General features: G+C 73.5%; 27 protein-coding genes. 19 read left to right on the top strand and 8 right to left on the bottom strand.

Translation table 11 applies throughout. The annotated features are described in order from the left end of the window. Nucleotides 1-7 precede the first annotated feature (7 nt). Nucleotides 8-1,831 (bottom strand): phosphoenolpyruvate carboxykinase (GTP), encoded by a 1,824-nt coding sequence (locus V1J52_RS06385; protein ID WP_330138605.1) that lies wholly within the window; start codon nt 1,829-1,831, stop codon nt 8-10. Nucleotides 1,832-2,153: 322 nt separating this feature from the next. Between V1J52_RS06385 and trhA the strand changes: the two genes are divergently transcribed. Continuing rightward, entirely contained in the window at nt 2,154-2,906 is a 753-nt protein-coding gene (gene trhA / locus V1J52_RS06380) for a PAQR family membrane homeostasis protein TrhA (RefSeq protein ID WP_330138604.1), read from the top strand. Between the two features lie 148 nt (nt 2,907-3,054). On the opposite strand, the gene V1J52_RS06375 is transcribed toward trhA, so the two are convergent. Both V1J52_RS06375 and V1J52_RS06370 read right to left on the bottom strand, forming a co-directional pair. Continuing rightward, entirely contained in the window at nt 3,055-4,626 is a 1,572-nt protein-coding gene (locus tag V1J52_RS06375; RefSeq protein WP_330138603.1) for an N-acyl-D-amino-acid deacylase family protein, read from the bottom strand. A gap of 37 nt (nt 4,627-4,663) precedes the next feature. Continuing rightward, on the bottom strand, nt 4,664-5,995 hold the full coding sequence (locus tag V1J52_RS06370; RefSeq protein WP_330138602.1) for an alanine racemase: 1,332 nt from the start codon (nt 5,993-5,995) through the stop codon (nt 4,664-4,666). Nucleotides 5,996-6,162: 167 nt separating this feature from the next. Here V1J52_RS06370 and V1J52_RS06365 point away from each other — a divergent pair, with 167 nt between their 5' ends. The 6 genes from V1J52_RS06365 to V1J52_RS06340 all read left to right on the top strand — a co-directional run bounded on the left by V1J52_RS06365 (nt 6,163) and on the right by V1J52_RS06340 (nt 11,843). Continuing rightward, entirely contained in the window at nt 6,163-7,224 is a 1,062-nt protein-coding gene (locus tag V1J52_RS06365) for a sugar kinase (RefSeq protein ID WP_443075740.1), read from the top strand. Further along, the gene (locus V1J52_RS06360) at nt 7,221-8,033 is read left to right on the top strand and encodes an IclR family transcriptional regulator (protein WP_330138601.1); all 813 of its coding nucleotides are present in this window, start codon (nt 7,221-7,223) and stop codon (nt 8,031-8,033) included. Before V1J52_RS06365 ends, V1J52_RS06360 begins: the two co-directional genes overlap by 4 nt. Then, nucleotides 8,030-8,443: a RidA family protein gene (locus tag V1J52_RS06355; protein WP_330138600.1), complete on the top strand. Its 414-nt coding sequence runs from the start codon at nt 8,030-8,032 to the stop codon at nt 8,441-8,443. The genes V1J52_RS06360 and V1J52_RS06355 overlap by 4 nt, the downstream gene beginning before the upstream one ends. 147 nt (nt 8,444-8,590) lie before the next feature. Further along, nucleotides 8,591-9,496 (top strand): S1 family peptidase, encoded by a 906-nt coding sequence (locus tag V1J52_RS06350; RefSeq protein ID WP_330138599.1) that lies wholly within the window; start codon nt 8,591-8,593, stop codon nt 9,494-9,496. A gap of 522 nt (nt 9,497-10,018) precedes the next feature. Further along, entirely contained in the window at nt 10,019-10,345 is a 327-nt protein-coding gene (locus V1J52_RS06345) for a serine/threonine kinase C-terminal domain-containing protein (protein WP_330138598.1), read from the top strand. A 103-nt stretch (nt 10,346-10,448) separates the two neighbouring features. Next, nucleotides 10,449-11,843 carry an Nramp family divalent metal transporter gene (locus tag V1J52_RS06340; protein ID WP_330138597.1) on the top strand — a complete coding sequence of 465 codons (1,395 nt, stop codon included), beginning with the start codon at nt 10,449-10,451 and terminating at the stop codon, nt 11,841-11,843. 39 nt (nt 11,844-11,882) lie between these two features. On the opposite strand, the gene V1J52_RS06335 is transcribed toward V1J52_RS06340, so the two are convergent. Next, nucleotides 11,883-13,604 (bottom strand): chitinase, encoded by a 1,722-nt coding sequence (locus tag V1J52_RS06335; RefSeq protein ID WP_330138596.1) that lies wholly within the window; start codon nt 13,602-13,604, stop codon nt 11,883-11,885. 321 nt (nt 13,605-13,925) lie between these two features. On the opposite strand from V1J52_RS06335, the gene V1J52_RS06330 reads away from it, so the two are divergent. From V1J52_RS06330 to V1J52_RS06275, 12 genes are all read left to right on the top strand, one after another. Then, nucleotides 13,926-14,993 (top strand): hypothetical protein, encoded by a 1,068-nt coding sequence (locus V1J52_RS06330; RefSeq protein WP_330138595.1) that lies wholly within the window; start codon nt 13,926-13,928, stop codon nt 14,991-14,993. A gap of 113 nt (nt 14,994-15,106) precedes the next feature. Beyond that, nucleotides 15,107-15,820 (top strand): Flp pilus assembly protein CpaB, encoded by a 714-nt coding sequence (cpaB, locus tag V1J52_RS06325; RefSeq protein WP_330138594.1) that lies wholly within the window; start codon nt 15,107-15,109, stop codon nt 15,818-15,820. 8 nt (nt 15,821-15,828) lie between these two features. Then, entirely contained in the window at nt 15,829-17,100 is a 1,272-nt protein-coding gene (locus tag V1J52_RS06320) for a CpaE/TadZ family protein (RefSeq protein ID WP_330138593.1), read from the top strand. A gap of 3 nt (nt 17,101-17,103) precedes the next feature. Continuing rightward, nucleotides 17,104-17,505, top strand: coding sequence for a TadE/TadG family type IV pilus assembly protein (locus V1J52_RS06315; protein ID WP_330138592.1), 402 nt, complete (start codon nt 17,104-17,106; stop codon nt 17,503-17,505). Next, nucleotides 17,502-17,954 carry a TadE/TadG family type IV pilus assembly protein gene (locus V1J52_RS06310; protein ID WP_330138591.1) on the top strand — a complete coding sequence of 151 codons (453 nt, stop codon included), beginning with the start codon at nt 17,502-17,504 and terminating at the stop codon, nt 17,952-17,954. Before V1J52_RS06315 ends, V1J52_RS06310 begins: the two co-directional genes overlap by 4 nt. An 18-nt stretch (nt 17,955-17,972) precedes the next feature. Then, nucleotides 17,973-19,310 (top strand): TadA family conjugal transfer-associated ATPase, encoded by a 1,338-nt coding sequence (locus V1J52_RS06305; RefSeq protein WP_330138590.1) that lies wholly within the window; start codon nt 17,973-17,975, stop codon nt 19,308-19,310. Nucleotides 19,311-19,321: 11 nt separating this feature from the next. Then, entirely contained in the window at nt 19,322-20,266 is a 945-nt protein-coding gene (locus tag V1J52_RS06300) for a type II secretion system F family protein (RefSeq protein ID WP_330138589.1), read from the top strand. 30 nt (nt 20,267-20,296) lie between these two features. Beyond that, nucleotides 20,297-21,184 carry a DUF5936 domain-containing protein gene (locus V1J52_RS06295; RefSeq protein WP_330138588.1) on the top strand — a complete coding sequence of 296 codons (888 nt, stop codon included), beginning with the start codon at nt 20,297-20,299 and terminating at the stop codon, nt 21,182-21,184. 290 nt (nt 21,185-21,474) lie between these two features. Beyond that, nucleotides 21,475-21,642, top strand: a complete 168-nt coding sequence (locus V1J52_RS06290; protein WP_330138587.1) for a hypothetical protein — start codon at nt 21,475-21,477, stop codon at nt 21,640-21,642. A gap of 62 nt (nt 21,643-21,704) precedes the next feature. Further along, entirely contained in the window at nt 21,705-22,283 is a 579-nt protein-coding gene (locus V1J52_RS06285) for a pilus assembly protein TadG-related protein (RefSeq protein ID WP_330138586.1), read from the top strand. Between the two features lie 27 nt (nt 22,284-22,310). After that, entirely contained in the window at nt 22,311-22,892 is a 582-nt protein-coding gene (locus V1J52_RS06280) for a hypothetical protein (protein WP_330138585.1), read from the top strand. A gap of 11 nt (nt 22,893-22,903) precedes the next feature. Beyond that, a complete protein-coding gene (locus tag V1J52_RS06275) occupies nt 22,904-23,518 on the top strand; it encodes an OmpA family protein (protein WP_330138584.1) in 615 nt (204 codons plus the stop codon). Nucleotides 23,519-23,645: 127 nt separating this feature from the next. Here V1J52_RS06275 and V1J52_RS06270 read toward each other — a convergent pair whose 3' ends face one another. The 4 genes from V1J52_RS06270 to V1J52_RS06255 all read right to left on the bottom strand — a co-directional run bounded on the left by V1J52_RS06270 (nt 23,646) and on the right by V1J52_RS06255 (nt 26,458). Next, nucleotides 23,646-24,452, bottom strand: a complete 807-nt coding sequence (locus V1J52_RS06270) for an AarF/UbiB family protein (RefSeq protein ID WP_330138583.1) — start codon at nt 24,450-24,452, stop codon at nt 23,646-23,648. Nucleotides 24,453-24,653: 201 nt separating this feature from the next. Beyond that, complete coding sequence (locus V1J52_RS06265; RefSeq protein ID WP_330138582.1) at nt 24,654-24,818, bottom strand: hypothetical protein; 165 nt, start codon at nt 24,816-24,818, stop codon at nt 24,654-24,656. A gap of 156 nt (nt 24,819-24,974) precedes the next feature. Next, nucleotides 24,975-25,856 (bottom strand): NsdA family TPR-like regulatory protein, encoded by an 882-nt coding sequence (locus V1J52_RS06260; RefSeq protein ID WP_330138581.1) that lies wholly within the window; start codon nt 25,854-25,856, stop codon nt 24,975-24,977. Between the two features lie 251 nt (nt 25,857-26,107). Further along, on the bottom strand, nt 26,108-26,458 hold the full coding sequence (locus tag V1J52_RS06255; protein WP_330138580.1) for a hypothetical protein: 351 nt from the start codon (nt 26,456-26,458) through the stop codon (nt 26,108-26,110). Nucleotides 26,459-26,528: the final 70 nt, after the last annotated feature.

Genomic DNA, 26,528 nt, shown 5'->3' with positions numbered 1-26,528 from the left:
GGGCGCGTCAGCCCAGGCGTTCCACCAGCGCGCGGTACTCGTCCCACAGCTCCTTCGGCGTGTGGTCGCCGAAGGTGTTCAGGTGCTCGGGCACGAGCGCCGCCTCCTCGCGCCAGGCGTCCTCGTCCACGGTGAGGAGGAAGTCCAGCTCCGCCTCGGACAGGCCGAGGCCCTCGGTGTCGAGGGCGCCCCTGGCCGGGACGGTGCCGATCGGCGTCTCCACTCCCTCGGCCTCGCCGTCGAGGCGGCCGACGATCCACTTGAGCACGCGGCTGTTCTCGCCGAACCCCGGCCAGACGAACCGGCCGGTGTCGTCCTTGCGGAACCAGTTCACGTAGTAGATCCTCGGCAGCTTCGCCGGGTCCGCCTCCTTGCCCACCTTGATCCAGTGGGCCATGTAGTCGCCCATGTTGTAGCCGCAGAACGGCAGCATGGCGAACGGGTCGCGGCGCAGCTCACCCACCTTGCCCTCGGCCGCGGCCGTCTTCTCGGAGGCGACGTTGGCGCCGAGGAAGACGCCGTGCTGCCAGTCGCGGGACTCCGTCACCAGCGGCACGGCCGAGGCCCGCCGGCCACCGAACAGGATCGCCGAGATGGGCACGCCCTGCGGGTTCTCCCACTCCGGGGCGATCGTCGGGCACTGCGCGGCGGGCACGGTGAAGCGCGCGTTGGGGTGCGCGGCCGGAACGCCCAGCTCCGGCGTCCAGTCGTTGCCCTTCCAGTCCGTCAGGTGGGCCGGCGGCTCCTCCGTCATGCCCTCCCACCACACGTCCCCGTCGTCGGTGAGGGCGACGTTGGTGAAGACGGCGTTGCCCCACAGCGTCTTCATGGCGTTGGCGTTGGTGTGCTCGCCGGTGCCCGGCGCCACGCCGAAGAAGCCCGCCTCCGGGTTGATCGCGTACAGGCGGCCGTCCTCGCCGAAACGCATCCAGGCGATGTCGTCGCCGATCGTCTCGACCGTCCAGCCGGGGATCGTCGGCTCCAGCATGGCGAGGTTGGTCTTGCCGCAGGCGGAGGGGAAGGCCGCGGCGACGTACTTCGGCTCGCCCTTCGGCGGGGTCAGCTTGAGCACGAGCATGTGCTCGGCCAGCCAGCCCTCGTCCCGTGCCATCACCGAGGCGATCCGCAGCGCGTAGCACTTCTTGCCCAGCAGCGCGTTGCCGCCGTAGCCGGAGCCGAAGGACCAGATCTCCCGCGTCTCGGGGAAGTGGGAGATGTACTTCGTCTCGTTGCACGGCCACGGCACGTCCTGCTCGCCGGGGGCCAGCGGCGCCCCGAGGGTGTGCACGGCCCGGACGAAGAACCCGTCGGTGCCCAGCTCGTCCAGGACGGGCTGCCCCATGCGCGTCATGGTGCGCATCGAGACGGCGACGTACGCGGAGTCGGTGATCTCCACGCCGATGGCCGACAGCGGCGAACCGAGCGGACCCATGCAGAACGGGACGACGTACATGGTGCGGCCGCGCATGGAGCCGCGGAAGACGCCCTGCTCCCCGGTGAACACCTCGCGCATCTCGGCGGGGTCCCTCCAGTGGTTGGTGGGCCCGGCGTCCTCCTCCTTCTCGGAGCAGATGAACGTGCGCGTCTCCACCCGGGCCACGTCGCCCGGGTCGGAGGCGGCGTAGTAGGAGTGGGGGCGCCGGACCGGGTCGAGCGCGGTGAAGGTGCCCTTCTCCACGAGCTCCCCGCACAGGCGCTCGTATTCGGACTCCGAGCCGTCGCACCAGACGACGCGGTCGGGCTGGGTGAGGGAGGCGATCTCGTCGACCCAGGTGACGAGATCGCGGTGCTGGGTGGGGGCTTGGATGGGAGCCGCAGAACTGCGCGCCACAATCGCTCCAGTGGTGTGAGGGTTTTGACCGCACCGCCGGCGGGGCTTCCGGGGGAGCGCCCCGCGGGCGCGCCCCGGCCGTCGTCCGCCGGCGGGCGGTGTGTGTTGTGCACTTCGGCCCCGTGGGGGCTGCGGTCCGGACGCTGCGGCGATGCTCATCCGGTACCGACCACGCTCATCTGATCATGACTGTCTCGCTCTTATGTGTCCAGAGGGACTTCAGGTGAGCGGCGCCACGCCGCAGTGCCGTGCCGAGGACACCCCGGGGACCGGGGGTCGGCCCCGTCCCTTCACCTACGGCGCCGTAGGTACCCTGAGGTTCATGACTGCCGTGCCCGACCCCGCGCTGCCGGATCCCGCGCTGACCGAGCCGGTACCGGCCGAACCGCCCGCCGACCTGGGACCGGCCGCGCTGCCTCCCGGGGCCGCCCCGGCCGCCCCGGTCAAGCCCCGGCTGCGGGGGTGGCTGCACGCCGGGATGTTCCCCGCCGTGCTCGTGTCCGGCGTCTTCCTCACCGCCCTCGCCGACTCCACCCGCGGCCGCCTGGCCTGCGCCGTCTACACGCTGACGGCCTGCCTGCTGTTCGGTGTCAGCGCCCTGTACCACCGCGGCGACTGGAGCCCGCGGGCCGGCGCGGTGCTGCGCCGCCTGGACCACGCCAACATCTTCCTGATCATCGCCGGGACCTACACGCCGCTGACGATCCTGCTCCTCGACGACGGGCGCGGCGACGCGCTGCTGTGGGGCGTCTGGGCCGCCGCCGCCGCGGGCATCGCCTTCCGGGTGCTGTGGGTCGGGGCACCGCGCTGGCTCTACACCCCGTGCTACATCGCCATGGGCTGGGCCGCGGTGTTCTTCCTCCCGGACTTCCTGCGGGCGGGCGGCCTGGCCGTCCTCCTGTGCGTGGTGATCGGCGGCCTGCTCTACAGCGTCGGCGGCATCGTGTACGGCATCAAGCGCCCCAACCCCTCACCGCGCTGGTTCGGCTTCCACGAGGTGTTCCACTCCCTCACGCTCGCCGCCTTCGCGGTGCACTACGTGGGGATCTCGCTGGTCGCCTACCAGCACGCCTGACGAGGCCGTCACGCGCCTGGCCGGGCCGGACGTGCCTGTGAAGCGCCGGACGCGCCTGGCCGGGCCGGACGCGCCTGGCCGGGCCGGAGGCGCCCGGCCGCAGCCGGACGCGTGGGCTGTGCGGGAGGTGCGCCGGGTGCGCGCGCGCTCACGCGTGCCCCGTCCGGGCCGGGGCGCGCCGCACGGAGCGGCCGGCGAGGACGTCCGTGCGGCGGCCGTCGCGCACGGCGAAGCGGCCGTCGACGAGCACGTGCGGGATCCCGGTGGGCCGTGTGCGGGGGCGCTCATACGAGGCGCCCGCGGAAACCGTCTCATGGTCGAAGAGGACGAGATCAGCCCGGTAGCCCTCGCGGACGAGCCCGCGGTCGGGAAGCCTGAGCCGGGCCGCAGGCCGGGAGGTCAGATGAGCCACGCACTCCTCCAGCGAGAGCACCCCCAGCTCCCGCACGTAGTGCCCCAGGTAGCGGGGGAAGGTGCCGTACGCGCGGGGGTGCGGCTTGTCACCGCGCAGGATGCCGTCACTGCCGCCGGTGTGCGCGCGGTGGCGCATGAGGGCCCGCACGTTCTCCTCGTGGCCGACGTGCTGGAGGATCGTGGTGCCCAGCCGGTCCTCGGTCAGCAGGTGCCACGCCTGGTCGAACGAGGTCAGCCGCCGCCCGACGAAGGGGGCGAGCCGCGGCTCGCCCACCCCGGAGATCTCGATCGTCTCCCACTCCACGGGCACGCCGTGGCAGCCGTCGGAGCCGGTCACCTCCAGGTCGTGCCGGATACGCGCGCGGGTGGCGGGGTCGCGCAGCCGGGTCAGCGCCGCCTCGGGGCCGCCCTCGGTGGCCCAGCTCGGCAGCAGCGCGGCCAGCGTGGTGCACCCGGGCAGATACGGATAGCTGTCCAGGCTGATGTCGGCCCCGGCGTCCAGCGCGGCGTCCAGGAGCGCCAGCAGCTCGGGGGCCCGGCCGCGGTTCACGCCGAAGTTCAAGGTGGCGTGTGCCAGGTGCAGGGCGCAGCCGGCGGTGCGGGCCAGCTCGATCATCTCCGCGTACGCCTCAAGCGCTCCGGCGCCGTAGGAGCGGTGGTGCGGGCAGTAGTAGCCGTCGTGACGGGCCACCACGCGGCACAGTTCCGCCAGCTCGTCGTTAGAGGCGTACATGCCGGGCGTGTACGTCAGCCCGGAGGAGAGCCCCACCGCGCCCTGCTCCAGCCCCTCCGCGACGAGCTGCCGCATGCGGGCCAGCTCGGCGCCGGTGGCCGGGCGGTCCTCCCAGCCGACGGCGAGCATGCGGACGGTCCCCTGGGGGATGAGGTAGGCGGCGTTGCAGGCGATGCCCTCGTCCAGCCGGTCCAGGTAGCCGCCGACCGAACGCCAGCCGAAGTCGATGTCCGAGCCGTCGCCGTTCCACCCGGCGATGGCCTGGCGCACTGCGGCGAGGGTCCGGTCGTCCACCGGCGCGTAGGACAGGCCGTCCTGCCCGATGACCTCCAGCGTCACCCCCTGCGCCAGCTTCGCCGAGTGGTCCGGGTCGCGCAGGAGGGCCAGATCGCTGTGGGCGTGCATGTCGATGAAGCCGGGCGCCAGGGTCAGGCCGCCGGCGTCCACCGTCTGGCGGCCGCTGAGCCGGGGTCCGATGGCGGCGATCCGCCCCGCGCTGAGGCCGACGTCGGCCCGGTAGGCGGGGCGGCCGGTCCCGTCCACCACACGGGCACCGCGGATGACGGTGTCCAAGGCAACCTCCGGAAGGGAGCGCGGAAGCGGATGGCGGTCAGAAGAACGTGCGGACGAAGTCGGTCACCGTGCCGTCGGCCGTGACGAGCGGGATGAGCTGCCACTTGTCGAAGACGGTGCAGGGGTGGGACATGCCGAAGCCGATCCAGTCGCCCACCTCGGGCGCGTCCGCGGCGTCCTCGGCCACCTGGAGCCAGGCGTGCTGGTCCGACAGCTTGGTCACGGTCAGCCCCGCAGCCGGGCGCACGGCACCGGTGGCCGCGTCGCGGACGAGCTTCGGCTCGGGCAGGTGCAGGTCGTAGGCGGCGTCCCGCTTGCCCGCGTCGACGAACGCCTGGCCCGGCTCGGGCCGTGAGACGACCCGCGCCCACAGGGTGAACGCCGCCTGGAGGCCGCCCTCGTCCGGCACCCGGTTGAAGGGGGTCAGCGTGCGGTAGTGGCCGTCGTCGTGCGAGACGTACGCGCCCGAGCGCAGCAGCTTCAGCACCGGCGCCGACAACGGCTGGCCGAACTCGCCGAAGACGGTGGCCACCGCGTCGAACCAGGCGCTGCCGCCCGCGCTGAGGACGATCTCCTCCAGCCCGGCGAAGTGGCCGGCGGCGTCCAGGGTGGCCGCGAGCGCGGCCAGCCGCCGCAGCCAGGCCGTCACCCGCTCCGGTGACGCCTGCGGCACCTCGCCCTCGTACCCGGCGACGCCGACCAGCCGCAGGGTGTCCGCCGCCGCGACGGCCTCGGCCACCTCCGTGCACGCGGCCTCCGTACGGGCCCCGGTGCGGGCGCCGTCCCCGGCGCCCAGCTCCACCACGACGTCCACCGGCCGGGTGGCACGCGCGGCGCGCAGGGCCGCGTCCATCAGCTCCACACCGCGCCGGGAGTCCGCGTAGCAGACGAAGCGGAACTGCGGGTCGGCCGCCAGCTCACCGGCCACCCAGGCCAGCGCGGCGGCGTCCACCAGTTCGTTCGCCAGGAAGACGCGCCGGACACCGAAGGCCCGGTACACCCGGGCCTGGGCCACCGTCGCCGCCGTGATGCCCCAGGCGCCGCGCTCGGTCTGCCGGGCGAACAGCTGCGGGGCCATGGAGGTCTTGCCGTGCGGGGCGAACGCCAGCCCGTGCCGGGCGGTGTAGGTCTCCAGGGCCGTGAGGTTGTGCTCCAGCGCCTCGGCCGACAGGGCCAGGACGGGAGTGGTGAAACCGCCGGTGAACAGGTCGCGGCGCTCGGCGGCGAGGGCGCCGACGCTCATCCCGGCGGCGTCCGGCGGCAGCCCCTTGAAGCGGTGGTCGACGGTGTCGCGGCGCAGGGCGTCCAGCGCGGCTGCGGCTGCGGCTGTGGGTGCCGGTGCCGGTGGGGTGTGCGGGTCGTGCGGCATGGCGGCTCCGTCTCCTGGGGTCCCACTCCTGGGCTCCATTGCGTTGCGTTCAGTGCAACACCCGTTGCGGCAATCGCTCAGGGCTGTCTAGCATCTCGCCGGAGCCACGGTCAACGAGGTCCCGGCTGCCCGACCCCCAGGAGCACCCCATCGTGACGAGCACCGGCGTGACCAGCACCGGCCCCGCGCCCGGCCGCAGCACCGCGCCCGGCACCGGCCGGGAGGCCGCGCCGCGCCCCGGCACCGTGGACGTCGTGTGCCTGGGGGAGTCGCTCGTGGCGTTCCGCCCGTCCCGGCCCGGCGCGCTCCGGGACGCCGCCGCGTTCGACCGGGGCATCGGGGGAGCCGAGTCCAACGTCGCCTGCACCCTCGCCCGCTGCGGCCACTCCGTCCGCTGGGTCAGCCGTGTCGGCACCGACCCCTTCGGCGACCACCTGCTCGGCGCCATCGCCGCCGCCGGGGTGGACACCGCCCACGTCACCCGGGACGGGGACCGGCCCACCGGCATCTACTTCCGCACCCACGGCGAGCGCGGCACCGACCTGGAGGTCGCCTACTACCGCGCGGGCTCCGCCGCCTCCGCCATGTCCCCGGACACCGTGGACCTGGCGGCCGCCGACTCCGGGCGCGTCCTGCACCTCACCGGCATCACCCCCGCGCTCTCGCCCGGCTGCCGGGACCTGCTCACGGCCCTCACCGCCCCCCGGGCCGGCAGGCCGCTGCTCTCCTTCGACCTCAACTACCGCCCGGGGCTGTGGCGCGGCCAGGACCGCTCCGCACTGCTCGCCCTCGCCCGCGCCTGCGACGTGGTGTTCGCCGGGGAGGACGAGGCGGCCGACGCCTGGGGCGTGACCGGCGGCCCGGCAGCCGTCCGCGCGGCCCTGCCGGAACCGGAGGTACTGGTCGTCAAACAGGGCGCGCGCGGCGCCACCGCCTTCACCCCCCAGGGCGCCGTGCACGCCCCCGCTCCGGCCGTGGACGTGGTCGCAGCCGTCGGCGCCGGGGACGCCTTCGCCGCGGGCTTCCTCTCCGCCACCCTGCGCGGGCTGCCCGCCCCGGCCCGGCTGCGCCACGGCCACCTGCTGGCCGCGGCCGTCCTCGCCGCGCCCGGCGACCTGGCACGGCCACCGGCCAGGGCACACGCCGACCGGCTCGTCGCGCTGCCCCCCGACGCCTGGGGCACACTGCGACTCGGCCCCCGCTGGACCACCGAAGAGGCGACCGCATGAGCCAGACCGTCGACCGAGCCCTCAGCATCCTGCCCCTGCTCGCGGAGGGCCCCGCCAACCTGGAACAGGTCGCCCAGCGGCTCGGCGTCCACAAGTCCACCGCGCTGCGCCTGCTGCGCACCCTGCACGAGCACGGCATCGTCTACCGCCAGCCCGACCAGCGCTACCGGCTCGGCGCCCGCCTGTTCGCCCTCGCCCAGCAGGCCGTGGAGAACCTGGACGTCCGCGAGGTCGCCCACCCCCACCTCGTCGAGCTGAACCGGGTCTGCGGCCACACCGTCCACCTCGCCGTCCACGAGGACGACGAGGTCACCTACATCGACAAGGTGGAGAGCCGCTACCCGGTGCGGATGTACTCGCGCATCGGCAAACCGGTGGCGATCACCGTCGCCGCCGTCGCCAAGCTGCTGCTGGCCGACCTGCCCGAGCCGGAACGCCGGGCACTGGCCGAACGCCTGGACTACCCGCGCTACACCGCCCGCTCCACCCCGGGCCCGGCCGCGTTCCTCGCCGAGCTGGCCACCGTGCGGGAGCAGGGCTGGGCCACCGACCTCGGCGGGCACGAGGAGTCCATCAACTGCGTGGCCGCGCCCGTGCGCGGCGCCGACGGACGCGCCGTCGCCGCCCTGTCGCTCTCGGCGCCCAACGTCGTCGTCACCCGCGAGCAGCTGCTCGACCTGCTGCCGCTGGTGCGCCGCACCGCCGCCGCCGTCAGCGCCGAGTACGCCGGGAAGCCGCTCGCCGCACCGCACCCCGCGTCCCCGCCCGGTCCCCTGCCCCCGCACCCCTCCGAACAAGGAACGACATGAGCGAGAAGCTGCCCAAGACGGCCGTCACCCCCGCCTCCCACACCACCCCGCCCGCGAAGTTCTCGCACGGGGTGCGGAAGGGCAACATCCTCCAGGTCGCCGGGCAGGTCGGCTTCCTGCCGGCCGAGCCGGGCCGGGCGCCCGAGCCCGCCGGGCCGACCCTGCGCGAGCAGACCCTCCAGACCCTCGCCAACGTCCACGCCGTGCTCGTGGAAGGCGGCGCGACCTGGGAGGACGTGGTGATGATCCGCGTCTACCTCACCGATACCGGCCACTTCGCCGAGTTCAACGAGCTGTACAACGCCTACTTCGCCGACCTGACCGAGGCGCCGTCGGCCCGCACGACGGTCTACGTCGGCCTCCCCGCCGGACTCCTCGTGGAGATCGACGCCCTGGCCGTCCTGGGCTGACCCCCGGCGCGCCCCGGGCTCCCCGCCACTCGCGCACCCGTCCCCCCGTTCACTGGTTCGGCCTAGTGCGCGGGGGCGGGGCGTAACCGGCGGGCGGCGCGCCAGTTCCCCGTACCGAGCAGTGATCCGCGGTACGGGAGGCAAACCATGAGGCGCTCCGCACGGAAGCGGCCGGGCACGTTCCGCTCCGGGGCCGCCGCCCTGCTCCTCAGCGCGGTGCTGCCGCTGGGCCTGGTCCCGGCCCCCGCGGCGGCGGCCCGGCCGCTCCCCGTCGCCCTGCCCGCGCCGGACGCGGCCCCCGGCCCCGCCGTCCCCGCCGATCAGCGGGGCCTGACGGGGACGGTGGCGCTCAGCAACTGCTCGGGTTCGCTGGTGCGCCTGCCGCGCTCCCGGCCCGGCGACCCCGCGCTCGTCCTCACCAACGGGCACTGCCTGGAGGGCGGCGCGCTGGAGCCCGGCGAGGTCGTCACCGCCCGGCCGGCGAACCGGGCGTTCACGCTGCTGGACAGGGACGGCACCGAGCTGGCCACCCTGCGCTCCGTCCGGCTGGTCTACGCCACCATCACCGGTACCGACGTCGCCGTGTACCGGCTGACCGCCAGCTACACCGCGATCGCGGCCCGGCACGGCGTCACCGCCCTCACCCTGGACCACCGCCGTCCCGCCGCCGGAACCCGCGTCACCGTCCCCTCGGGCTACTGGAAGCGCGTCTACCGCTGCGCCATCGACGGCTTCGTCCCCACACTGCGGGAAGGCCGCTGGACCATGACCGACTCACTCCGCTTCACCCCCGAGTGCGCCACCGTCGCGGGCACCTCCGGCGCGCCCGTCCTGGACCGGGCCACCGGGCACGTCGTCGGGATCAACAGCACCGGCAACGACGACGGCGGGCACTGCACGGTGCACAACCCCTGCGAGGTCGGCACGGACGGCACCGTCACCGTGCGCCGGGGCACCAACTACGGCCAGCAGACGTACGGACTCACGCGCTGCTTCCGGCCCGGTTCCCTCCTCGACCTGCGGGCGCCGGGCTGCGCGCTGCCGGGTGCCTGAACGCGCCGCGCTCTGGGGCGGAAGAAGTGCTCCGGTGCACACCGGGCGCCCCCGCCCTGCGCCCCCGCGGGGCCGGGCCAGCCCCGGTACGGTGCCAGTCTCCAACCCGGGGAGCACCATGCAGGTTCCGTCGCAAGGCGTCCCGCCGCCCGCCCCGAAGGCCGGCCGCCCCCGGCGCACCGCCCTGGTGGCCGCGTCCGTCGCCGGGGTGGTGGCCGCGGGCGCGGCCGCGGCGCTGTGGCTCACCCTGGACGGCGACGGGGACGGGGGCCGCGTCGTGGCCTCCGCCTCCCCGACGTCCGCGACCTCCGACGACGCCGCCCCGTCCGGTCCCGCCCCGGGACCGGACGAGCCGCCGTATGGTGTGACGCCCTCCCTCAGCGCATCCGCTCCGGCGACGGCGCCGGAGCCGGGGCTCGGTGACTACCCGGCGGGCTCGGCCTGGTTCGGGACGGACGACTTCACCTTCGTCGCACCCGCGACTTCGGGCAGCGGACGGACGGCGCGAGCACGTTCGTCGGCGTGCCGGACGAGAGCCTGCTCATCCAGGTGTTCCCGCTGGAGGAGGCGAGCCCGGCCGAGTCCATGGAGCTGGCCCGCGCCGAGGCCGGGCGCAGGCCCGGCTACCGGGAGACGGACACCGCGCTGGCGCCGCCGCTCCGGGGCGGCAGCGTGGTGCACGAATACGCCTACGAGACGGAGGACTCCGGCTCCCGCCTCGTCTACGACGAGCGCTTCACCGCCGCCGACGGCACACGGTACTGCGTCCTGACCCACGGTCCGCTCGACGACCCCGCCCTCGTCGCCCGGCACCACCGCGACGCCGTGCGCTCCTTCACCGTCAACTGACCGTTCTGCGACGGCTGCAGCCCCTTGTGGACACCGCGTCCGCACGGTGGAATGCGCCTCACGATTCACACCGGTCACCGGGGACGAGTGCGGAGGAGCCGTCATGACGGAGGCGAGCGACGGGGGACGGCTGCGGCCCGCGCCCGGTCCGGCCGGGGACGGCCCGGGCGCGGGGGAGGGCCGGGGCGCCGGGGAGGGCGCCGGCGGCGGAACGGGACAGGGCGCGGGGGAGGGCGCAGGACAGCGGGTGCGCTGGCGGTCGGTGGGCCCCGGGCTGGTCGTCGCGGCCACCGGGATCGGCGCGGGGGACCTGGTGGCCACGCTCGTCGCCGGCAGCCGGTTCGGCTACGGGCTGCTGTGGGCCGTCGTCGTCGGCTGCGTCATCCGCATCGCGTTCGCCGAGGGCACGGCGCGCTGGCACCTGGCGACCGGCCGCACGCTCTTCGACGGCTGGCGCTCCATCGGTACCTGGACCCTGTACTACTTCGGCTTCTACGCGGTGCTGTGGGGCTTCGTCTACGGCGCGACGGCCATGTCGGCGAGCGCCCTGCCGCTGGCCGCGCTGTTCCCCGGGGTCGCCGACCTGAAGGTGTGGGGCGTGGCGACGGCGCTGCTCGGCCTGGTGTTCGTGTGGTTCAACCGGTACGCCGTCGTGGAACGGGTGCTGACGGTGCTGGTCGGCACCATGTTCGTGGTGGTCGTGGTGCTCGCGGTGCGGGTCGCGCCCGACGCGGGGGCGGCGTTCACCGGGCTGGTGCCGCGCATCCCCCACGGTTCGCTCCTCTACACCCTCGGCCTGATCGGCGGCGTCGGCGGCACGATCACGATGGCCGCGTACGGCTACTGGGTCAACGCCAAGGGCTGGGACACCCCGGGCTGGATGCGGATGATGCGGCTGGACAACGCCGTCGCCTACGTCACCACCGGCGTCTTCACCATCGCCATGATCATCGTCGGGGCCGAGCTGCTGCACGCCACGCAGATCGTGCTGGAGGGCAGCGGCAGCCTGCTGGAGGTCGGGGACGAACTGGAGCGGCGGTTCGACGCGGTGACCGCGAAGCTGTTCCTCATCGGCTTCTTCGCCGCCTCGTTCTCGTCCCTCGTCGGCGTCTGGCACGGCGTGAGCCTGCTGTTCTCGGACTATGTCGCCCACCTGCGCGACGGCGGAGCCGGGGGCGGGAGCGGCCCCGCGGGCGCCCGTGCCGTCGCCTCGGGCGTCCGCGAACGCTCCCCCGCCTTCCGCGGCTACCTGCTGTGGCTGACGTTCCCGCCCATCGCGCTGCTCTTCCTGGACCGGCCCTTCGCCCTCGTCATCGCCTACGGGGCGCTGGGCGCCCTGTTCCTGCCGTTCCTCGCGGGCACGCTGCTGTGGCTGCTCAACCGGGAGCCGGTGCCCGCGCGGTGGCGCAGCGGACCGCTCAGCAACACCATGCTCGGGCTCGCCGCGGCGCTGTTCGTGTTCCTGTGCGTGGAGCAGATCCGCACGCTGCCCTGGTGAGACGGGCAGCGTGCGGACCGGTGGCACCTGGCCGGACGGTCAGGGCAGGTTGTGCACGTGCGGGCCGACGACCGAGGACCAGGCGTTGTTCGCCGTGGCGTCCCAGTTGGTGGACCACGTCATCGCGCCGCGCAGGTCCGGGTAGGTCCGCGAGGGCTTGAAGGAGCCGCAGCGGGTGCCGCGGGTCAGGCAGTCCAGGGCGGCGGTGACCACGCTGGGCGACACGTAGCCGCTGCCCGCGCCCCGGGTGGAGGCCGGAACGCCGAGCCCGACCTGGGAGGCGTCGAGGCCGCCTTCGAGCTGGATGCAGGCCAGCGCGGTGAGGAAGTCCACCGTGCCCTGGCTGTACACCTTGCCGTCACACCCCAGCATGGAACCGCTGTTGTAGTACTGGGTGTTGACGACGGTCAGGATGTCCTTGATGTTCAGCGCCAGCTTGAAGTACTCCGAGGACGTGTTCTGCATGTCCAGCGTCTGCGGCGCCATGGTGACGACCAGGCCGTCACCGGCCTTCGCGGACAGCGAGCGCAGCGCCTGCGTGAGGTAGGTGGAGTTGATGCCGTGTTCGAGGTCGATGTCGACACCGTCGAACCCGTACTCCTGCATCAGCGCCCAGGTGCTGTTGGCGAAACGGGTCGCGGAGGCGGAGTCGTTGACGATCACGTTGCCGATCTCACCGCCCACCGAGATGATCACCGACTTGCCCGCGGCCTGCTTCGCGGCGATGTCCGCCTTGAAGTCGGCCTCGGAGGCGTAGCCGACGGCCGGGTCCAGGTTGAAGACGATCTCGCCCTTGGTGGCCGTCGAGTCGGCGAAGGCGACGGCGATGATGTCGTACGCGTCCTGCACCTCGCGCAGCTTCTGCACCCGCGCGCCGTTGTCGAAGTTCTGCCAGTAGCCGGTGACCGCGTGCCGGGGCACGCCGTTGTCCGGCGTGCCGGGGCCGCCGTCGTCCCGGGGGCGGGTGGTGGCCGTGACCGGCGCCGAGCGGGGCGACTCGCCGCCGGAGTTCGCGGCGCTCACCCGGAACGCGTAGGCGGTGGAGGCGGCCAGGCCCGTCACCGTCGCGGAGGTGCCCGGTACGGACTGCACGCGCGTGCCGTCCTGGTAGACGTGGTAGGTGGTGGCGTCCGGCACGGCCGACCAGTTCAGCGTCACCGAGCCGGACGTGGTACCGCCCACCGCCAGGCCCGACGGGACCGCGGGCGTCTCCGGCTCCTCGGGCGGCTCGCCGGGGCCGGTCAGGGACAGGTCGTCGGCGGTGTAGCCGCTCTGCCCGTACCAGCCGTGCGTGTAGACGGTCACCGACGTGGTGGACGGTCCGGTGCGGAAGCGGGTGGTGAGCTGCTGCCAGCCGGAGCCGCCGGGCGTCCAGGTGGAGACGTCCGTGGTGCCGGTGCCCTGGGCACCGAGGTAGACGTAGGAGCCCTGCACCCAGGCGCTGAGCTGGTAGTCGGAACCGGGGCGCACGGTCACCGTCTGGGAGCAGCGTGCCTGGTCGCTGCCGGCCGGGGTGGCGGTGAGGGCGGCGGAACCGCTGCGGACCGGGCTGCTGACGGCACGGCCGCTGCCGCCCGAGCAGGTCCAGCCGGACAGTCCCGACTCGAAACCGGGGTTGGCGACGAGGTTGGGTTCCGCGGCGGTGGCGCTGCCCGCCGTGGCGATGCCGCCGACGGCCAGGGCGCCGGCGGTGAGCACTCCGGCGAGTGCGCCGCCCAGCAGCCGTCTGCTGCGGCTGCCGGTGGGGAAGGGGCGTTCCACGGTGTGCCTCCAGGCGTGGTGGGGTGGGGGAGACGCGCGGGGGGACGGCGGCCGCCGTGTCGTCGATGCCCGAAGAGTGGTCCAGACCAATGGGGTTGTCAAGACTTCTCGCAGCCGCGCGCGCTGATCACGTGGCCGCCCGCCCGCATCACGCGCCCGCAGCCGGGGAAGTGTTCTCTGACGTGTCACCCGCCGCTAGGCTGCCGTCACAAGAGGAGCACGCAAGGTGAGGAACGGTCGGCCCCGGCGGCCGGCTCCCGGCGGGCCGTACACCACGGGAACCACACGACGGGGAAAGCGACCGACGACGGGCAGGCAGATGTGACCACCGCGATAGCCGTCACCAGCCCCGAGCTGGTGCTCCCGCCACCGGACGGGCACACGCCGGACGCCGTCGTCCTGCCCGCGCCCGGCCGACCCCTCGGCGCGGTCCTCGCCGCCACCCGTGACCTGCTGGAGCGGTACGGCTACCTCGTCGCGCTCTACCCGGCCTCCGTACCCGCAGCCGTCAAGCAGCGCCTGCACACCGTGCGTTCGGTCCTGGAGTCCGACCGGATCGCCCTCGTCCAGACCGAGCTGCCCCCGCTCGGGCTCGCCGTCCTCGTCCGGCAGCTCAGGCAGCTCTCCGCCACCGACCTCAGCCCCGGCGTGCTCGCCTCCGCCGTGCGGCTGCTGGCGCACTACGTGCACGCGGGCGCCGTCCTGGGCTCCGTCGCCAGACTCGACCGCGTCCCCGTCCCGCTCACCTCACACGCCAGGTCCTGGATGCCCGGCAGCCAGTTCGCCGTCGTCGCCTCCCCCACGCCGCAGCTCGTGCGCGTGGGACCCGCCGCGACCCTGCGCGGCCCCGACTACCTCACCCAGCTGACCACCGCCGCGGGCCAGCTCACCTCCGGCTACGCCAGCACCACGCTCGCCGCGCAGTGGCAGGTCACCGGCGTCGAACAGACCGCGCTGCCCCCGGAGTCGGCCCGCTGGTGGGGCACCGGGAAACTCGTGGAGTTCGCCGCCGCCATCCCCGACCTCTCGGTGCTCTACCAGCTCGTCAGCTCCGTGCAGCGCGCCCCGTGCCACTGGTGCGGGCTGGAACTGATCGGCGACCGCTGCGCCTTCTGCGCCGCACCGCTGCGGGCCACCGCCCCCGCGGACGCCCCCACCTCACGCGCCACCCGCCGCGCCCCCGCCGCACACCGGCCCGCCCTCGACCCCCACGACGAGGACGACACCGGCACGGTCATCACCCACGGCACCGCCGCACCCGCCGCCGTCGTCCCCTACGGCGGCGCGACCGGCGCCCTGCCCGACGGCGCACCCGGGAGCGCGCCGCACGACGGTGACGACGGCCAGTGGCGCGGCGGGCACGGAACCTCACGCTACGGGCAGACATGACCGCCCCTCAGACGGCACCATGCCTAGGGGCACGCGTACGTCCGCCCCCGGGCGCGCACCGCAGCGCACCGGCCACCCCCTCCCGACGCCCCGACCAGAGGTAGCTCCCCGCAATGAACTCCCGCCAGCGCCGCGGCATCATCTGGATGCTGCTGTCCACCGTCGGTGCCCTCGCCGCCTTCGTCGGCGTGCTCTCGGTGCTCAACGACGTGGAGTCCAAGGTCGGGCCCGAGGTGACCGCCTACGAGGTGAAGGCCGGGATCGAGCCGTACCAGGCGCTGAGCCGCGACCAGTTCACCGAGGTCCGCATGCCCGAGCGCTGGCTGCCGCGGACGGCCGTCACCGACCTCGCCGCCATCGACGGGAAGATCGCCGTCAACCCGCTCCAGCAGGGCTCGCTGCTCCAGAACGACATGATCGCCGACCGCCCCGCCCTGGAGGCCGGCCAGCAGGAGATCGCCATCATGATCGACGCCGCCACCGGCGTCGCGGGCAAGATCACCCCCGGCGCGCGTGTCAACGTCTACGCCACCTTCCGCGGCGAGGGTGACACCCCCGACGTCTCCCAGGTCATCGTGCAGGCCGCCCGCGTCATCGACGTCGGACGGCTCACCAGCATCGAGTCCGACGGCGACACCGGGCGCGGCGGCCCCGGCGGCACGGGTGAAGCCGTCCCCATCACCTTCGCCCTCGACACCGCGGGCGCCCAGCGCATCGCCTACGCCGAGTCCTTCGCCACCCACGTACGGCTCGCCCTCGTCGCCCCCGGCGACGACGTCGACATCCCGCAGGACGAGCGCGACTACACGCTCTCCGAGGACAGGTGACACGCCCGATGGCCATCCGCATCCTCCCGGCCCTCGGCGACGCCGACCCCGGAAACGCCCTCCTCACCGTCCTCGCACGGCTGCCCGGCGCCGAACCGCTGCCGCCCGTCACCCACTCCACCGCCCTCCTGGACCTGCTGGCCGCGCTCGCCTCCGAATCCGTCACCCGGCTGCCCGAGGTCGTCCTCGTCCACGAACGCATCGGACCGCAGCCCGCCCTCGACGTCGTCCGGGAGACGGCGCTGCGCTTCCCGGCCGTCGGCACCGTCCTGCTCACCTCCGACGCCAGCCCCGCCGTCTACGCCGCCGCCATGGACAGCGGCGCCCGCGGCGTCCTCGCGCTGCCCGCCGGCCCGGAGGAACTGGCCGCCCGCATCCAGGCCGTCGCGCAGTGGTCCACCGGCGTACGCCGCCACCTGGGCACCGGCGGACCACCGCATCCGGCCGGACCCGGCGGGACGCTCGTCACGGTCACCGGAGCCAAGGGCGGGGTGGGCACCACACTCACCGCCGTGCAGATCGCGCTGGCCTCCCAGGCCGCCGGGCACGCCACCGCCCTCGTCGACCTGGACCTCCAGGCCGGGGACGTCGCCTCCTTCCTGGACGTCCAGTTCCGGCGCTCCGTCGCCGACCTCGCCGGCATCGCCGACCTCAGCCCCGGCGTCCTCAAGGACGCCGTGTTCGCCCACGAGAGCGGCCTCGCCCTGCTCCTGGCCCCCGCCGAGGGCGAGCGGGCCGAGGAGGTCACCGACCGCGCCGCCCGGCAGCTCGTCGCCGCGCTGCGGACCCGCTACGACACCGTCGTCATCGACTGCGGCACCCAGATGAACGCCGCCAACGCCGCCGCCGTCGAGAACGCCGACACCGCGCTGCTCGTCACCACCCCCGACGTCGTGGCCGTACGCGGCGTCAAACGGCAGGTACGGCTGTGGGAACGGCTCCAGGTGCGCAAGGCCGAGGACACCCTCACCGTCGTCAACCGGCACACCCGCGGCACCGAGATCCAGCCCCAGCTCATCGCCCAGATCACCGGCACACGCGTCGCCCGCGCCACCGTCCCGGCCGGATACCGCGAGCTCCAGCCCTGCCTGGACGCCTCCCGCATGCACGAACTCGACAGCCGCGGCGCCGTACGGCAGGCGCTGTGGGCGCTCGCCGGCGAGGCGGGCGCCGTGCGCACCGAGCGGCGCCCGGGGAAACCGGGCGCGAGCCTCGTCCCCCACGGCGGCGAACGGGCCGCCCTCACCCGCAGGCGCCGCCGCGGCGCAGGGGAGCGCTGAGCCGTGCACCGGCCGACACCCGGCCGGCGGGACGCCACCGGCGGCGGTCGCCGCGGGGACGCCGGGCAGGTCACCGTCGAGTTCCTCGGCATGGTGCCGCTGATCCTGCTCACCCTCGTGCTGCTGTGGCAGTTCGTGCTCGTCGGCTACACCTTCACCCTCGCCGGGAACGCCGCCGACGAGGCCGCCCGCGCCGGCGCCGTCGGCGACGACTGCGCGGCCGCCGCCAGCGCCGACCTGCCCGCCGCCTGGCGGTCCGGCGCCGCGGTGGGGTGCGGGGAGAGCGGCGGACTGGTGACGGCCACCGTCACCCTCACCGTCCCCGTCCTCTTCCCCGGCGCCGTCAGCTTCCCCTTCGACGTCACCGGGGACGCCGCCGCCGTATCGGAGGAGCCGCCGCAGTGACCCCACGCCCCCGCACCCCCCGGCCCCCCCGCACGGCCCCGGCCGCACGCCCCGCCCCGGCCGCCGCCCACGCCCCGTCAGCAACCGGCCGGGACCGCGGCCAGGCCGCCATCGAGTTCATCGGGTTCCTGCCGCTGCTGCTCCTGGTCGCCCTCGCCGCCGTGCAGCTCGGAATCGCCGCCTACACCGCCCAGCAGGCGGGCACCGCCGCCCGCACCGCCGCCCGCTACGTCTCCCAGGACGACACCCGCGCCGCCGACCCGGCCGGCCGGGCCGCGCTCAGCGACTGGCTGGCCGAACGCGCCGGCTTCACCGAGGCGCGGCCCCCCGGCGAGGTCACCGTCACCGCCACCGTGCCCATCCCCTCCGTCATCCCCGGCGTCGACTTCGGCAGCGTCGAGAAGTCCGCCACCATGCCCCGCGTCCGCGACGTCACCCGCCTCCCCTGAACGGTTGGAAGGAGCCGCATGAGCCTCAAAGCCCGCCTTACCGCCCCCGAGGCCACCGCCGACCGGCCCGAGGAGAGCCACCTCGTCGCCACCTTCCGCGCCAAACTGCTGGAGGAGATCGACCTCGCCGAGATGTCCTCGCTCGGCGCCGCCGAACGCCGCGCCCGCCTCGAACGCGTCCTCGGCCACATCATCAGCCGCGAAGGACCCGTCCTGTCCACCGCGGAACGCGCCATGCTCATCCGGCGCGTGGTCGACGAGGCCCTCGGCCTCGGCATCCTCGAACCGTTGCTGGAAGACGCCACGGTCACCGAGATCATGGTCAACGGCCCCGACCGGATCTACGTCGAACGGGCGGGCCGCGTCGAACGCCTCCCGCTGCGCTTCGCCTCCCACGACCAGCTCATGCAGACCATCGAACGCATCGTCTCCACCGTCAACCGGCGCGTGGACGAGTCCAACCCCATGGTCGACGCGCGGCTGCCGAGCGGGGAGCGGGTCAACGTCATCATCCCGCCGCTCGCCCTGACCGGCGCGACCCTGACCATCCGGCGCTTCCCCCGCTCCTACACGCTGCACGAGCTCGTCGGCCTGGGCACCCTCGACGAGCCGATGACCTACTTCCTCGCCGCACTCGTCCGCGCGAAGTTCAACGTCATCGTCTCGGGCGCCACCGGCTCGGGGAAGACGACCCTGCTCAACGCCCTCTCCGGACTCGTCCCCGACGGCGAGCGCATCATCACCGTCGAGGACGCCGCCGAACTCCAGCTCCAGCAGAGCCACGTCATCTCCCTGGAGTCCCGCCCGCCCAACGTCGAGGGCAAGGGCCAGATCACCATCCGCGACCTCGTCCGCAACTCCCTGCGCATGCGGCCCGACCGCATCATCGTCGGCGAGGTCCGCGGCGGCGAGACCCTCGACATGCTCCAGGCCATGTCCACTGGCCACGACGGCTCGCTCGCCACCGTCCACGCCAACAGCGCCGAGGACGCACTCATGCGGCTCCAGACCCTCGCGTCCATGTCGGAGGTCAAGATCCCCTTCGAGGCGCTGCGCGACCAGATCAACAGCGCCGTCGACGTCCTCGTCCAGCTCACCCGGCACCCCGACGGCTCCCGGCGCGTCACCGAGATCGCCATCCTCGACTCCCACGGCCGCGAGGAGTACCGCCTCGTCTCCGTCGCCCGCTTCCGCCCCCAGCCGCCGTCCGCCGACCACGTCGTACGCGGCCACTTCGACCACCACCCCGTACCGCGCCGCGTTGCCGAACGCCTCTACCTCACCGGCGAGGCCCTGCCCCAGGCGTTCGGCGTCGCCGACTCCGAACTCCAGCTCGCCACGCGGGCAGCACGCTGAGGACGCCGCCCATGACACTCGACCAGCTCGTCTGGCTCACCCTCGGCGCGACGCTGCTCGCGTGCGTGCTCGCCGTCGCCGGCCTGCGCTCCTACGCCACCGGGAGCGCCCAGCGGCGCGACCTCGTCGACCGGCTCAGCCAGACCGGGGCCGCCGCCCCCCACGGCCGCGGCCGCCGCTTCACCGCCCTGGACCGCCGGCTGCGCGCCACCGGCCCGGGCCGCCGCCTCGCCCGGCGCCTGGCCGCCACCGGACTCGACGTCACCCCCGGCGAGTTCACCGTCTACGTGTGCGCCCTCCTCGCCGGGCTGTGGATCACCGCCCAGACCCTGCTGGCCGCCTTCTTCGGACCACTCGCCGCCCTTCTCGGCCTGTGGGCCGCGGCCGCGTTCCTGCGCTGGCAGCGGCAGAAGCGGATCGACAAGTTCATCAACCAGCTCCCCGAACTCGCCCGCATCCTGGCCAACGGCACCCAGGCCGGGCTCGCCCTGCGCACCGCCATCACCATGGCGGCCGACGAGATGGACGCACCGGCGGGAGAGGAACTGGCGAAGGTCGCGCACGCCCTGGCCGTCGGCCACTCCATCGACGACGCCCTCGGCGAGCTGGCCCGCCGCCTGCCGTCCCGGGAACTGGTCGTCCTGGTGACGACGCTGGTCCTGTCCCACCGCGCGGGCGGCCAGGTCGTCGGCTCGCTGCGCAACCTCACCGAGACCCTGGAACAGCGCAAGGAGACCCGCCGCGAGGTCAAGACGCAACTGTCGCAGGTGATGATGACCGCCTACGCCGTCCCCCTCATCGGCCTCGCCGTCCTGCTCCTCATGGACCGCGCCGCCCCCGGCACCCTGGAACGCACCACCAGCTCCTTCCTCGGACAGGCCGCCGTCGTCATCGCCCTCGCCCTGTACGCGGCCGGGTTCTTCGTCATCCGCCGCATGTCCCGCATCGACGTCTGAGGCCGGAAGAACCGGAAGGAGACGCGCCCCATGACCCTGCTGCTCGCCGCCCTCGCCGCGCTGTGCTTCGCCGGCCTCGCCCACGGCGTCCGCCTCTACCGGGCCGATGTCAGGCTCCCCGCCGACCTCGCCGTGGCCCTGGAGGTCGGCGCCGCCCGCACCACGCCGGTCGGCTCCGCCGTCGACCGCCTCGGCATGCGCTGGGCACCGCTGGTGCTGCGGCTGATGGGCGAGAAGCGGGTGAACTCCGTCCGCCGCCGCATCGACCTCGCCGGCAACCCCGGCGGCCTCACCCTCGACCGCTACGCCGCCCGCCGCGCCGTCTACGGCTTCCTCGGCGCCTTCGGCGCCTTCGCCATGCTCACCCGCGGCCAGTGGCTCCTGGCCGCGCTCATGGTGGTCTTCGGCCTGTTCTGGGTCGAAGTCGGCATCGCCGCGTCCATCCGCGTCCGCCGCGACGAGATCGAACGCACCCTGCCCGACTTCCTGGACGTCCTCGCCGTCGTCGTCTCCGCCGGTCTCGCCTTCCGCCAGGCCCTCGACCGCGTCGCCGACCGCTACGAGGGCCCGTGGGCCGACGAACTGCGCATCACCCTGCGCCAGATGGACATGGGCGTCAGCCGCCGCCACGCCTTCGACGAACTGCGCCGCCGCAACGACAGCGAGCAGGTCGCCATGTTCGTCACGGCCCTCCAGCAGGGCGAGGACCTGGGCGCACCCATCGTGGACACCCTCATCGCCATCGCCGCGGACATGCGGCGCACCGACGCGCAGAACGCCCGCCGCCGCGCCGCCCGCGCCGTCCCCAAGGCGACGCTCGTCATCACGACGGTGATGGTCCCCGCCACCCTGCTCCTCCTCGTCGCGGGCCTGTTCCTGGGCACGGAGACGGAGTTCGGGCGGATCACCGGTGAGTAGGACACCGGTGGCCGGGCATCAATTCACACACAATTCCCCCGACCCCCTTCGCGTGCGCAACCCGTTGTGGCAGAGTCACTCTCTGGCACGACGTGTGCCCCGCGACCACGCCGACGGAGCAGCGAGGAGGCCGACCGCATGCCCCCAACCCGGTACCGCCGCCCCGCCTTCGCCCGCCTTCCCGCGACGGGCCGCCCGGGGGCCGCCCATGCGTAGCCGGCGCCCGCACACGGCAGCGGCCCACCCCGCCGCCCCCACCACACCGCCCGAGCCCGGAGAGGGAGAAGCCCATGCGCTCCGTCAAACCCCGCCTGAACGACGCCGGCCAGACGGCCATCGAATATCTCGGCATCCTCGCCGTCGTGGCCGCCATCATCGCCGTCCTCCTCACCACCGACTTCGGCTCGACCATCTCCGACGCGATTGCCGACCAGATCAGCAAGGTCACCGGCGGCTAGCAGGCATCCTCGGATCGTCTCTTCGAGACGGTGGGCAGACGTTCCCGATCTACATCACCGTGGTGGCGGGACTGTTGTTCCTCGCCCTCGCCTACTTCGCCGTGGGCCAGGCCACGGTCACGCGCAACGAGGCGCAGGGAGCGGCCGATGCGGCGGCGCTTGCGGCCGCCCATGACGCGAGAGCGCAACTGGGTACCGAACTCGTTTCCAGGCTGAGCGAGCCGGATACACCGGATATGTGGGACCTACTCGAAGGTCGGACGTATAACGAAGCTGCGGCGTGCGCGGAGGCTGAGCGTTTTGCAGCCATGAACCATGCCGACGCACGGTCCTGCACAGGCTCGTACGGAACTCGTCAAGCCTTCACCGTCGAGGTGAAGACGCGTCGTGCCGTCGGAAAGAGCGTGATCCCCGGTACGGAGACCCAGCACGCCGTTGCGATCGCCACGGCCGTCATCGAACCGCTTTGCACGGCAGCCAGCCCGGCACCGGGAAGTGATGACGGAGAAGGCGACGGAGATGGCGACGGGGCCGCTTCCATCGAGCTGGTATGCGAGGGAGAAGAGATGCTCGTGGACCCGGAAAGCATCGACTCGGTACCCGGGGTGGACTCTCTCTTCGCTGTTCGCTTGATCGACTGACGTAATCCATGACCGAAGGAAACCTCGATGAGCATCCGGCACCCCCAACGACGCAGTAAATGGGTGAGTAACGCTGCCATGGTGATCGGAACGGTGATCGCCCTGTCGGCCTGCGGAGCTGACGACCCTCCTGACGGCAGCCCCGAGTCGGAGAGGTCCGCGAGTACCGAAACGGTCGACGACGCCGCACCGGCGGAGGAAGTCGACACCGACACCGTGATCGGCAAGCTCACCGGTTCCGATGACATCGTGATCGAGATTCACTCGGCTGTGCGTGATTCCGGTGGCTTCGTCACGGTAGACGGGACACTGACCAACACCGGAGGCAAAACTTTCAACTACAACAGGTGGAGTTCCCCGGAAAACGCTTTGCGGTCCAAATCGTCCATCTCCGGGGCGACGCTCATCGACCCGGTGGGTAAAAAGCGGTACATGATCCTGCGGGACACCGACGGTGAATGTCTATGCAGCACCGGCCTCACCAACATCAAGTCCGGCGAGAGCCGCTCCATTTACGCACAGTTCCCCGCACCTCCCGCCAGTGTCAACGAGGTGGAGCTTCACCTGCCCTCCATGTCGCCGGCCACGATCTCGCTCACCGAGGGGTGAGGGGCGTGGGGATGAGGGGTGGTTCCGGGGGGGCCGTGGGGGTGGCGACGCTGACGGCCGTCGCGCTGACGCTCGCCCTCGCTCCGCCCGCCGCCGCCGAGGACCCGCCGGGCGTACCGGTGAGCGACGAGGCACCGGTGGAGCTCGACGGGAAGTCGCCGCAGTTGCGCATGCGTGACGGCGCCACACTCGACGCGCCCCGGGTCATCGACATCGTTCAGGTGGTCGAGGACGAGGCGGGTGAGGAACGGCGTGAGGACTCCAACGCCAAGACGAAGTTCACTCTTCAGGCTGAAGTTCTCTTCGGCCGGGACAGTGCCGAGCTGAACAGCCAGGCCAACGCCCGCATCGCGGAGATCGCCCAGGAGATCGACGAGCAGGGCTCCACGGAGGTGAACGTCTACGGCTTCACCGACGACCTCGGTTCCTACGAACACGGCGTCACCCTGTCCCAGGAGCGGGCCGAGGCCGTGCACGCGCAGATGACGAAGAGCCTGGACGACTCCGGCATCACCTTCAACATCCGCGGATACAGCGAGGACTACCCCGTCGCCTCCAACGCGACGGAGGACGGCCGGAAGAAGAACCGGCGGGTGGAGGTCTCCTTTCCCCGCATGAATGAGTAAGCACTCCGTAGTACCCTGGTCACACTGAGCCGGTCCGCACACCTCTCCCCCGTGACGGACCGGCTCAGGTTCTTTTCCCGCGCCGGAAACCGTCCCCGCGCCGGAATCGCGCACCGCCCTCCCGTGGTCACCGGTTCTTTCCCCGGCGCCGCGGCGCGGCCAGCGCGGCGAGTGCCAGGGCCGTCTCCCTGGAGCCGAGGTGCAGGCCCGCCCGGTCTCCCGGTGCGGAGTGCTCGTCCATGACGATGCCGGCCAGCTCCTCGGAGAACACGTCGACCAGGGACAGTTCCGGGCACAGGTGCCGGATGGACCCCTCGATGTTGGCGAACGACTTGCCGAGGTTGGCCACCATCGGGCTGGTGCGGATGCCCCGGCGCGTCGAGTGCTGGAGGACGGTGGTGAGCGTGACGCCGAATCCCAGTTCCTCCAGGGACGCGGTGGCGACCTGGGGGACCAGCGCGGCCATGTCGTCGGCCATGACGTCACGGACGCCCGGGCGCTGGATCCTGACCGCCACGGGCAGCCCGTCCGGGAGGACGCCGCGGTAGACCTGGGCGAGGGACGCGGTACCGAGGGGCCCGGCCGTGTCGATCTCCTGGAAGCCGTCCGCCAGCCGGGGCCCAGCTCTGCGCCAGCACCGGTTCGAAGGCGGCGATCTCCGTCCGCAGGCGCCTGATCTCCGCTCTTCCGGCGTGGAACCCCGCCCGGGTTCCTGCCCGCGGTCCGGCGGGCGTTCCCTCGGGCGTTCTCCCGGCCGGTCGTGCGGGCACTCGCGGGGAGGGTGCCACTCGCGCGGACGGCGCCAGTCCCCTGTCCCTGTCCCTGTCGTCCCAGTCGTCGTCACCGTCCAGCGCGTCGCTGAGACCGCGGAGGACGTCGCACTCGACGTCCTCCGCGCTGTCGAGGACGTCGTCCACGAACTCCTCGGTGGCATCGGCGATGTCCTTCACGTACCTGCTGACGCTGCTGCGTTGCCTGTTCCTCCGTGGGGGCGGCGTCGTGGCATCGGTGCACCTTCCTCTTGGTCCAGTGGCGCCACCTCATACGTTGACCTCGCGGTGCACGCCCATGCCGTCCCCGTCCCGCCCTGGTGTGAACGTGTCGCGCGGTGCCCCGCGCACCGGGGCGGGAGGCGTCACGCCGTTCGCCGTGCGGCTGTGTCCGCCCGGTGCAGCAGGGCGCGGACGGTCCGGTGGGACGTGTGGCCCCGCAGACCGCCCCGCAGTTCGCCCAGCGCCCGGTCGGCGCGGCCGGATTGCAGGTGGGGGAACTCGTCGAGGACCGGTGCCAGGCGGCACACGCCTCCTCCAGCCGGCCACCGGCCAGCAGCAGGCGGGCGATCTCCGCGTGGGTGGGCGCGCGGGGAAGGTGTGCGTCGCAGGAGGGGTGTTCGAGCGAGCGGCGCAGGGCGGACAGCGCGGCCGTGCGCTTCCCCAGCGCCGCGAGCGTCCAGCCCTTACGGCAGGCGAGAGAGGAGGGCAGGCAGACCCAGGGCAGGCAGGGCACACTCGTGTCCGGCACGGCGGCCCTCCTCCTCCGCGCCGGTGAGGGCGGCTGCGGCGCCGTGGTGGTCGCCCGACGCGGCCCGCGCCAGCGCGAGCTGGGACAGCAGGAGGGCCCGGACGCCCGGCGGGGCGTCCGCCGGCGCGGTGCGCAGCGCCGTCCCGGACAGCCGCACGGCCGTCTCGTGGGGTCCGAGGCCGAGCGCGTGGCTGCTCGTGCCGCGCAGTACCGCCGCGTAGGACGTGCGGTCACCGGCTTCGACGGCGAGGTGCAGAGCGGCGCGGTGGTACTGCTGTGCGGCGCCGTTGCGGACATCGTCCACGTACATGCGGGCCAGTACGTGCGCGAGCCGGGCGGCCTCAGCCAGCAGCCGGCGGTGCGCGGGTCCGGCCGCCGCGCGTACAGCCGGGGGGTGACGTCGTCGTTGAGGTAGGCGATCAGCGCGGTCCGGGCGTGGCGGCCGCCGAAGTCGCCGGCGTGGGCGAAGAAGCGCACCGCCGACCGCAGGCCCTCGACGTCCTGTGCGTCCTCGCCCGCCGCGCCCCCCGGCGGCGGTGTCCGTATCGCCCATGCCGAGGTCCGCGAGGGTCACGGGGCGGTGCAGTCTGCGGGCGGACGCCTCCGTGAGCGGCCCGCGGGTGTGCGGCCGCGGCACCGAGCCCGTCAGCCAGCGGGCCACCGAGGTGCGGTCGTAGGTCAGCGGGACGCCGTTCTCGGAGCCGAGGGCGTTGACCGCCCGTGCCAGGGCCTCGTACGTCCAGTCCGCGGCCGTGAGCAGCTCCCTCAGCGACTGGTTCTCCGGACGGCGGCTGGTCGTGCCCGGCTCTTGGACCACGGGACTGCTGACCTCCGAAACGGCGCGGTGCCTCCGCCCGCGCGCCGGTCCGCCGGACTCCTCCGGCGCATGATCACTTTCTGTGACGAAGAGTGCCCGTCCGGGTGATGAGGGATTCCTCCGCTCACCCCTTCGGGGTAATCAGTCGCATGAGTCACCCGGTGATCTGCGCCCAGCGGCGTGCGCGACCCCCGCGACCCCCGCGGCCGGGCGGACGCCGTGCGCGCCCGCCCGGCCGCGGGGCGCGTGCGTCAGCCGGCCAGCCGGTCCCGTCCGCTGAGGGCCGGGGGCCAGACGACGAGGGCGCCTTCGGGGCCCTCGCTGTCGTCGAGTGTGACGAGCTGTCCGGGGAAGGCCCGCTTCAGCGGGAAGGTGTCGGCCTCGGTGAAGGTGCCGCGCAGGACGAGCGCCTGCCCGATCGCGTACACGGACCGTGTTCCGGGAGGCATCGGCCAGTCCTGTTCCAGGAGCCGGGGCCGGTCCCCGCCCTCGCCCCCGCGGGGCGGCCCGTCCCTCAGGTAGGCGGCGAAGCGGCTGGCCGCCTCCCGGGCGTGCTCCAGCCCCGCCGCGTCGCCGCGTGCGCGGTCGTCGAACGTGTCCACGGTCCCCACCCCTGTCGAGCGTTGCGGCACGGGCGTCGCCGACCGTGCCTGCCTCGATGAGATACGAAGC

Source organism: Streptomyces solitudinis (assembly GCF_036323765.1).
GTDB lineage: Bacteria > Actinomycetota > Actinomycetes > Streptomycetales > Streptomycetaceae > Streptomyces.
This window is presented reverse-complemented; position numbering and strand designations above follow the sequence as displayed.

Excerpts from the sequence above, each read along its gene's own strand:
- V1J52_RS06320 (WP_330138593.1), top strand. The coding sequence starts at position 15,829 with ATGGCCATCCGCATCCTCCCGGCCCTCGGCGACGCCGACCCCGGAAAC.
- V1J52_RS06340 (WP_330138597.1), top strand. The coding sequence starts at position 10,449 with ATGACGGAGGCGAGCGACGGGGGACGGCTGCGGCCCGCGCCCGGTCCG.
- trhA (WP_330138604.1), top strand. The coding sequence starts at position 2,154 with ATGACTGCCGTGCCCGACCCCGCGCTGCCGGATCCCGCGCTGACCGAG.
- V1J52_RS06305 (WP_330138590.1), top strand. The coding sequence starts at position 17,973 with ATGAGCCTCAAAGCCCGCCTTACCGCCCCCGAGGCCACCGCCGACCGG.
- cpaB (WP_330138594.1), top strand. The coding sequence starts at position 15,107 with ATGAACTCCCGCCAGCGCCGCGGCATCATCTGGATGCTGCTGTCCACC.
- V1J52_RS06300 (WP_330138589.1), top strand. The coding sequence starts at position 19,322 with ATGACACTCGACCAGCTCGTCTGGCTCACCCTCGGCGCGACGCTGCTC.
- V1J52_RS06270 (WP_330138583.1), bottom strand. The coding sequence starts at position 24,452 with ATGCCACCGAGGAGTTCGTGGACGACGTCCTCGACAGCGCGGAGGACG.
- V1J52_RS06295 (WP_330138588.1), top strand. The coding sequence starts at position 20,297 with ATGACCCTGCTGCTCGCCGCCCTCGCCGCGCTGTGCTTCGCCGGCCTC.
- V1J52_RS06360 (WP_330138601.1), top strand. The coding sequence starts at position 7,221 with ATGAGCCAGACCGTCGACCGAGCCCTCAGCATCCTGCCCCTGCTCGCG.
- V1J52_RS06350 (WP_330138599.1), top strand. The coding sequence starts at position 8,591 with ATGAGGCGCTCCGCACGGAAGCGGCCGGGCACGTTCCGCTCCGGGGCC.
- V1J52_RS06275 (WP_330138584.1), top strand. The coding sequence starts at position 22,904 with ATGAGGGGTGGTTCCGGGGGGGCCGTGGGGGTGGCGACGCTGACGGCC.
- V1J52_RS06370 (WP_330138602.1), bottom strand. The coding sequence starts at position 5,995 with ATGCCGCACGACCCGCACACCCCACCGGCACCGGCACCCACAGCCGCA.
- V1J52_RS06355 (WP_330138600.1), top strand. The coding sequence starts at position 8,030 with ATGAGCGAGAAGCTGCCCAAGACGGCCGTCACCCCCGCCTCCCACACC.
- V1J52_RS06290 (WP_330138587.1), top strand. The coding sequence starts at position 21,475 with ATGCGCTCCGTCAAACCCCGCCTGAACGACGCCGGCCAGACGGCCATC.
- V1J52_RS06280 (WP_330138585.1), top strand. The coding sequence starts at position 22,311 with ATGAGCATCCGGCACCCCCAACGACGCAGTAAATGGGTGAGTAACGCT.